The 7538-nt window shown below is 47.4% G+C and carries 9 protein-coding genes; 6 read left to right on the top strand and 3 right to left on the bottom strand.

What is annotated here, in order from left to right:
- Positions 1-100: transposase (locus tag NC997_RS18000; protein ID WP_190524156.1), on the top strand; the 100-nt coding region annotated here is incomplete at its 5' end.
- A 146-nt stretch (positions 101-246) separates the two neighbouring features.
- Here the strand turns inward: NC997_RS18000 and NC997_RS17995 are convergent.
- Positions 247-780, bottom strand: a complete 534-nt coding sequence (locus NC997_RS17995; RefSeq protein ID WP_190528206.1) for a hypothetical protein — start codon at positions 778-780, stop codon at positions 247-249.
- A 95-nt stretch (positions 781-875) separates the two neighbouring features.
- On the opposite strand from NC997_RS17995, the gene NC997_RS17990 reads away from it, so the two are divergent.
- Complete coding sequence (locus NC997_RS17990) at positions 876-1109, top strand: Nif11-like leader peptide family natural product precursor (protein ID WP_190528204.1); 234 nt, start codon at positions 876-878, stop codon at positions 1107-1109.
- A gap of 242 nt (positions 1110-1351) precedes the next feature.
- Here NC997_RS17990 and NC997_RS17985 read toward each other — a convergent pair whose 3' ends face one another.
- The gene (locus NC997_RS17985; RefSeq protein WP_347276127.1) at positions 1352-2236 is read right to left on the bottom strand and encodes a tetratricopeptide repeat protein; all 885 of its coding nucleotides are present in this window, start codon (positions 2234-2236) and stop codon (positions 1352-1354) included.
- Between the two features lie 320 nt (positions 2237-2556).
- On the opposite strand from NC997_RS17985, the gene NC997_RS17980 reads away from it, so the two are divergent.
- The 3 genes from NC997_RS17980 (at position 2557) to NC997_RS17970 (ending at position 6289) form a co-directional block, all read left to right on the top strand.
- On the top strand, positions 2557-4143 hold the full coding sequence (locus tag NC997_RS17980; protein WP_190413673.1) for an efflux RND transporter periplasmic adaptor subunit: 1587 nt from the start codon (positions 2557-2559) through the stop codon (positions 4141-4143).
- Between the two features lie 87 nt (positions 4144-4230).
- Complete coding sequence (locus NC997_RS17975) at positions 4231-5448, top strand: ABC transporter permease (RefSeq protein ID WP_190528202.1); 1218 nt, start codon at positions 4231-4233, stop codon at positions 5446-5448.
- A gap of 76 nt (positions 5449-5524) precedes the next feature.
- Positions 5525-6289: an ABC transporter ATP-binding protein gene (locus NC997_RS17970; RefSeq protein WP_190434062.1), complete on the top strand. Its 765-nt coding sequence runs from the start codon at positions 5525-5527 to the stop codon at positions 6287-6289.
- A gap of 107 nt (positions 6290-6396) precedes the next feature.
- On the opposite strand, the gene NC997_RS17965 is transcribed toward NC997_RS17970, so the two are convergent.
- A complete protein-coding gene (locus NC997_RS17965; RefSeq protein ID WP_190413679.1) occupies positions 6397-6918 on the bottom strand; it encodes an orange carotenoid protein N-terminal domain-containing protein in 522 nt (173 codons plus the stop codon).
- Between the two features lie 207 nt (positions 6919-7125).
- On the opposite strand from NC997_RS17965, the gene NC997_RS17960 reads away from it, so the two are divergent.
- Positions 7126-7431 (top strand): hypothetical protein, encoded by a 306-nt coding sequence (locus NC997_RS17960; RefSeq protein ID WP_190528200.1) that lies wholly within the window; start codon positions 7126-7128, stop codon positions 7429-7431.
- The last annotated feature ends 107 nt before the right edge of the window (positions 7432-7538 follow it).

Genomic DNA, 7538 nt, shown 5'->3' with positions numbered 1-7538 from the left:
ACTCAAACAGTATCGAGCGCTCGCTACACGCTACGACAAGCTGGCGGAGAGTTTCCTGGGCGGTATTTATCTAGCTGCTACGGTCATCTGGCTTAATTGATGACACGCCCTAGTTTGTGCTTCTCATTTCCCAATCAAAATAATTACTAAGTATTATTAATATAAATTCCTGGCATTAAGATGTGAATACGCTGTCATAATTTAGCTACTCACATCCTTTTATATTTCAACGACTGCTGCTAAAATTCAATCGCTTTGAGGCTTTACTTCCCAATTAAGAAGCCGGGGAATCTGCGACAAGTGTACGCCGTAATTAAAAATCCAAAGGACAATTTCTAGCACTAATAATTTCTGTAGCCAGATTGTCCCACTCTCACAATTCAGAAGCATCAATCCACTATATAATTGCCAAACGCGATAAGGAAGGTATAAGCAAGGAACCATCACGAACGTACAGGATTGAAACCGTCTCGTTGTCACGCTTTCGGATAAAATTTGTAACCCCAAAATGACAAAGTACGGCACCAGTACCTGAAATACGCTGGGATGATTCCACCATATGCCCCACAGAACCATTGCTACTAGGGGAAGCGCCACTCCCACTAGCAGTACAACAAATAACCACGCTCTAAACCAAGGCGGAAGTGGTTGAGGAATCGTGAAGGGAGGTGAATGTCTCCAAAGCCAACCCGCAAAGATAAGAAAAGACGTAACAATTACTAGGAAAAGGAGGTTTTCTAAAAGAATATTCAGGTTGGTAGATGCGGCTGTCTGTAACATAGGATTAAAAAAGAATTTCAGCAGTATAGCGCACGATTAAAATGGCTATAGTGCATGAACTAAAAAAGACACAGTAGAGTAGGGGGATTGTCAAAATGTCTAAAGAAAGTGCCTGTCAATTTCTGGAAGCTGCTACCTACGATCCAGGTTTACGCGAAAAATTCCAAGAAGTAGCTAGTCCAGAGGAATTCGTAAAAGTTGCTCGTGAATTAGGCTACGCCTTGACCACTGAAGAATTGAAGGATGTCGTCAAAGAACATAGTGAAGGTGTCATCTTGAGAAGGCAGACAGGCGTTTGGCCTTGGCTGCGGAGGGTTAACTGGATTTAGTGTATTCTCGCAGAGATGCTCCTAAGCGCGATCGCACTGCGGAAGTAAAACAGCGAAGCAATCGGGCATTCACAGTAAACAGCAAGCTGTTGACCCTCTCGATGCATTTGGCGTAGACCCTACACCCTATCTAGTGTCTGTGGGTTTGTCCTGAGCTTCTATGCCTTTACGTTTAAAACTACCCGCAAAAAAATAAAGGACGAAGGATAAAATCTTATCCTTCGTCCTTTATTCTTCATGCTTCACTCAGGGGCGTTTTGCGGTTGTCGAGGTTCGTTGTCATTTTGGGCAATTGTTTCCTGAATTCTGGGAGTTAACAGGAACTTTTTCGTTTCTGTGAGTAAGCGATCGCCCCAAAGATTTTCTTGGAGAAATTTTACATCGGCGTAGCGACTGTCTAACCGAATCGCAGCCTCTCCCAAAGACAAACCCTGTTCGCGATCGCCCTTCGCATACAGCGCCACCGCCATCGCCAACCGGGGTTCTGCCGCCTCCTTATCGAGAGAGCTAGCGGAACGCCACTCACTAAGCGCCCCATCTATATCGCCCATTTCGTACTTAACTAGCCCAATATTATTAATTGCAGGCCAGAATTTCTTTTCCTTAGCAACCGCCTTTTGGTACTGAGCGATCGCATCTGGAAACCGTTTCAGTTTGTAATAGGCATTGCCTAAATCAAACAAAGCCTCCGGGACATCGGGTTTGATCTTTAACCCAGCTTGCAAAACACTAACAGCTTCCTGATACTTTTCCTGCTGAAAGTGCCCGCTTCCCAGAGCAAATAGAATCCCCGGTTCGTTGGGTTGAAGGGTTCTCGCCCGTTGCAAGGCATCAATGGCATTATTTACCTCCTGCGCTTGCAAAAACAAACTCCCCAGTAAAAACCAGGTTTGATAACTGGTGGGAGCCAGCTGAGTCGCCAATCGCGCTCTAGGCAATGCTAGATCGTATTGTTGGAATCGCGCTAGCTGAGCCGCATCTTGTGCCAGGTTCAAGCCCTGCTGCTCTAGCTCTTTTGACTCCATTTGTAGCGTATAGGGCACGAGTGCTTGCCCAGAGGCGGGGAGAGCAACGCTCCCTAAACCAAGGAAAACAAGAAGCGGGAATATCGAAAAACGTTTAGGCACGGTGCAGCCTCAAAGAAATAATGCGAAGAGAAGAAATGTTCAGCAACCTTACCAATAATTTAACTGACCGTAGCAGAAATCGAGAGCAAAGCCACACGTCAATTTGGGGATCGCTATAACGGATTGACGGGAAACACTAAACAAGGTTCAATCCGTCAGGAAGTTCAAACTCGCTAAAATAGGGAAACAATAAGCAACTTGCTGTAGATAAATACAGTTGAGTGTGACTCCTTGGTGCTAAAGCTGAATCCCATCGTCATTAAAAATATCCTCATTGAGCAGTCTGTTCATTCGTACTACCGGACTTAAAAACTACGCGAATGCAACTTCCACTAATAAGCAAAGTCAAGAACCCTTCTCGGTGGGTCATTGGGCTGATAGCGTCTAGCATCTTGGTAGTTGGCTCTACCACTTATTTCATCATGGGTCGGGCAACGCCCAAACTAGACATTGAGAGCCTGACCGTACCTGTTAAATCGCAAACCTTGAAAGTACGGATTATCGCTAGCGGTACCGTCGTGCCCGTTCAAAGCGTCAATCTCAGCCCTCCAACATCTGGGCGTTTGGCAAAGTTATACGTCGAGCAGGGAGATAGAGTCCAGCAAGGGCAAAAAATCGCCCAAATGGAGAATTCCCAGCTTCAGGCTCAATTTTTTCAAGCCAAAGCCAATCTGGAGCAAGCTCAAGCCAAACTGCAACAAGCACAAGCGGGGAGCCGTCCCGAAGAAATCAATCAGGCAAAAGCCCGTCTAGAGCAAGCGAAAGCTCGTTTAGCTGCGGCGCGGGTGGGTCGTCCCGAAGAAATTGCCCAATTCAAAGCTCGTCTGGAGCAAGCCGAAGCGAATCTAGCATCGGTACAAATTGGTCGTCCTGAAGAAATTGCCCAGACCGAAGCTCAAATCTCTGCCGCCGAAGCGCGGGTAGAATTGGCACAAAAACGAGCCAATCGCAATCAACAGCTCGCTTCTCAAGGAGCCATTTCTAAAGACCAGTTGGATGAGGTACTGACAGAGTACCGCAATGCCAGCGCCAACCTGAGAGAAGCCCAACGACGGTTGGAGCAACTCAAAAACCGTACCAGCCAAGAAATTCAACAGCGTCAAGCGGCGGTAGCAGAAGCGCGATCTGCCTTGCAGCAAAGTCAAAAGGGCGGTCGCAGCGAGGAAATTTCCCAGCGCGAAGCGGATGTTGCAGAAGCTCAGGCTGCCCTGCGACAGTTAGAAAATGGGACGCGCCGAGAGGAGATTGCTGGGTTAAAAGCAGCCGCTGACGCTGCCAGAGCTTCGATGCAGGCGGTGCAAGTCCAGCTCTCTGACACGGTAATCATCGCTCCCTTTTCGGGGATTGTGACGCAGAAATACGCCACAGAAGGCGCTTTCGTCACTCCCACAACTTCTGCTTCGACTACGGCTTCCGCCACTTCAACTTCGATTGTTGCCATTGCCAGAGATTTAGAAATTCTGGCGAAAGTCCCAGAGGTTGATGTTGGGCAAATTACCCAAGGACAGCCGGTTGAGATTGTGGCAGATGCCTATCCCGACCAAGTGTTTAAAGGCAAGGTCAAGCTGATTGCGCCGGAAGCGGTGGTCGAGCAAAATGTCACGTCTTTTCAGGTGCGGGTCGCTCTGGAAACGGGTAAGGAACAACTGCGGTCGGGAATGAATGTTGACCTGACTTTTTTGGGTAAACCTGCGAATAATGCCTTGGTCGTTCCCACCGTGGCAATTGTCACCGAGAAAGGAAAGACGGGTGTATTAGTCCCTGATGAGGAGAACAAACCCCAGTTTAAAGCAGTGACGATTGGCCCATCGATTGAAAACCAAACGCAGATTTTAGATGGTATCAACGAAGGCGATCGCGTATTCATCGATTTGCCCAAAGATAGCAAACCCAAGCCAGAGGAATAAGGAGAGTTGGTAATGGGTAATAGCTAATTAGTCATTAGTCAGGTTTCTGATTACCCCTTCTCGATTACCAATTACCGATTACCGAATATGGATATTGTAGAAAGCGTCAAAATGGCTGCCACGACCCTAGTGGCAAACAAACTGCGTAGCAGTCTCACGATGCTGGGCATTATGATTGGCAATGCCTCGGTGATTGCGATGGTGGGAATTGGACAAGGAGCGCAAAGGCTAGCGTCGGAGCAGTTTGAGTCGTTGGGGCCAAACGTGCTGTTTGTGGTTCCTGGTTCCCAGAAAACTCGGAATACGACCTTTGAGGTGCCGAAAACGCTAGTTCTTGAAGATGCCAGAGCGATCGCGTCTCAGGTGCCTTCCATCCAAGATGTCGCTCCCCAGATCAATTCCAGACAATTAGTTACCTACCGCAGCAAAAATACGACTACATTGATTCTCGGTACAACACCAGAGTATCTCTCAGCGAGAAGTTTTGATGTGGATCGAGGACGATTTATTACCGAGCTTGATATTAAGCGGAGTAATCAAATTGTCATCCTGGGGTCGGAATTAGCAGATAAATTATTTGACAATCAAGATCCGATTGGGCAACAACTGCGGATTAAAAATATCAGCTTTCAAGTTGTTGGTGTGATGAAACCTAAAGGTTCGGCGCTGGGAGATAATCCGGATGAAGCGGCTTATTTACCCATCACCACCCTAGCGAATCGGATCGTGGGAAATACGTCTCCCTATGGTCTTGAAGTGACAGCAATCTCTATCTCCGCCAAAGACGAAGCCAGCATTGGAGCCGCTCAGTTTCAGGTGGCAAATCTGCTGCGGCTACGGCACAAAATCAACGGTGAAGATGACTTTACAGTTCGCAGTCAAAAAGACCTTTTGGGCATTGTAAACACGATTACCAGCGGCTTGACATTCATGTTAGCCGCGATCGCTGCTATTTCCCTGTTTGTCGGAGGCATTGGCGTGATGAACATTATGCTCGTCTCCGTCACCGAACGCACCCAAGAAATCGGGCTTCGCAAGGCGATTGGCGCACGAGAGCAAGATATCCTGATTCAATTCATCATCGAAGCGGTAATTCTCTCAGCGGCGGGTGGCTTATTAGGGACTCTGATTGGCGTTGGCGGGATCTCGCTCGTCAGTGCCTTCACCCCTCTGAAAGCTGGCATTTCACCCGTGGCAATTGTTATTGCTGTCAGTGTCTCCGGCGGGATTGGGCTATTCTTTGGCGTCGTCCCGGCACGACGAGCCGCTAAACTTGACCCAATTGTGGCTTTGCGGAGTGCTTAAAATGCACGAACAATGTTCATGGTTCATCGTTCATAACTAAGGGCGTTTGAACAGTTAGCAATTCTTCAATCCTTCAATGAGCAATCAACAACTCACTCCTGAGTCCTCAGCCCTTAATCCTTCAAAAAAACCTGTCGTCATTCGTATAGAGGATGTCACCAAGGTTTACGGCGTCGGCGATACAGAAGTTCGCGCCCTTGCTGGTGTGAGCTTAATTGTAGAGGAGGGCGAATATTGCGCGATTATGGGGGCGTCTGGATCGGGCAAATCCACTGCGATGAATATTATTGGTTGTCTTGACCGACCCACTGACGGACGATATTACTTAGATAACGTGGATGTGTCCTCTCTAGAAGATGCTGACTTAGCGGGAATTCGCAATCGGAAGATTGGTTTTGTGTTTCAACAATTCCATCTCTTGCCACAACTAACAGCGTTAGAAAATGTCATGCTACCGATGGTTTATGCGGGTATTCCGAGTGCTGAAAGACGCCAGAGAGCAACCGTTGCTCTGACTCGCGTTGGTTTAGAGCATCGACTGAATAATCGACCGAATCAACTATCTGGGGGACAACAGCAGCGGGTCGCGATCGCGCGTGCGATTGTCAACAAACCCGTCTTGCTGCTTGCTGATGAACCCACGGGCGCACTGGATTCCAAAACGACCGAAGAAGTGATGGACATCTTCACAGAACTGAATACCAGCGGCATCACTGTGGTCATGGTTACGCACGAACCCGAAGTTGCTCGTCTCACCAAACGCATCGTCTGGTTTCGGGATGGACAAGTGCTGCATTCCCATCTGACCCCAGGCGATATTGGAAAAGTCGCCGTTTCTTAATTTCAAAAAAGAGCGTTCAATCCCAAGAACGCTCTTCTTTTATGGCATTTCGGATCAAATCATGGGACGCACGGCTATACGCCCCTGCGATCGCATAAGGAAATAATTTACAGACTGGCAGTCTTACCAGTTTCAGCTTGAGAGGGAATTGGCTTCACGTCTGTATAGCCCATGTTGCTAACGATTGTCCGGAACATGGAAATTTGTCCCTCAAAGTCAAGACCTTCAATTTGACCCATTAGGTCGTTAACGGGGTTATTTGCTTGGTAGTCCGAGGGCACATCTACGACCGTATCACCCATACCCTGCGCCCAAGCATACCAAACCATTAACTGATTATTCTCTTTCAAAGCCCCATAAGCATGGGAATATTCTGTGTTTTCGCGATTGACAATTTCTCGCATAATTGCCAACTGGCGATCGTCATCCAAATCAAAAAATTCTCCTAACAGCTTCGGAGCCAGTTCTGGATCGGTTGCCGTTGGGGCAGCGGGAGTAATCGAATCTCCCATCTTTTCATAAACGTAATAAAACCATGCTAGTTTGTCATCCGTGTTCAACGCTTCAAAAGCCTCAACCACTTTTTGAGTTTCACTGGAAAGAGCTTGAGATTTTTGGTTTGTAGTCATAAATTTTATCCGACAGTGAGGTTAATATTTCCAAGAGTTGCAAACTTGGTGGGTTAAAATCGCCCTCCAAGAGAGAGAGTTTGACTCGCTCGGTTTTGTAGATTGAGAGTTGGCTAAGGATCTATCTCCAGAGGGTCAAAGGAACGGGGATCGCTCCTTTAAAATCTAAATTGCAGATAAAAAAGTCTAAATAAATAGGAGTTACTTATGACTGAAGAAGTGAAACCCGATCCGAATCAAGCGACAACTCAAGATGCCCAGCTAGCTGCCGAACGCATGGTTGCAGGTGAAGAAGCAACGCAAAGTGTCGATTTCGACGCTGACTACGCAGCATCAAAAGAATTTAGCGTCAGTGAAGTTGACCAGAGTGGTGCTGGTGCCCAAGCTGCTGAAGCTGCAACAGGTGCTGCCCGGAAAATGCCCCAGCCAACAGAGATGAAATCCTCACCAGAGGCTCATAGCAATCCAGACGACTTCCGGGAAATGGCGAAGGATGTCAATCCTAGAGCTTAAGAAAAAAACAGCCAATAAAAGCGATAAATCGTGGAAAAAGCGATAGGACTGGGTAAACCAGGGAAGTAAAGCCGTATTCACTAAAAAAAATCAGGATAGCGATCGCG

Origin of the sequence: Trichocoleus sp. DQ-A2, from assembly GCF_039961915.1 — a bacterium.
In the GTDB taxonomy this organism is placed as follows: Bacteria; Cyanobacteriota; Cyanobacteriia; order Cyanobacteriales; family FACHB-T130; genus FACHB-T130.
The sequence above is the reverse complement of the archived record's forward strand: the minus strand, read 5'-3'. Positions and strand labels throughout refer to the sequence as shown.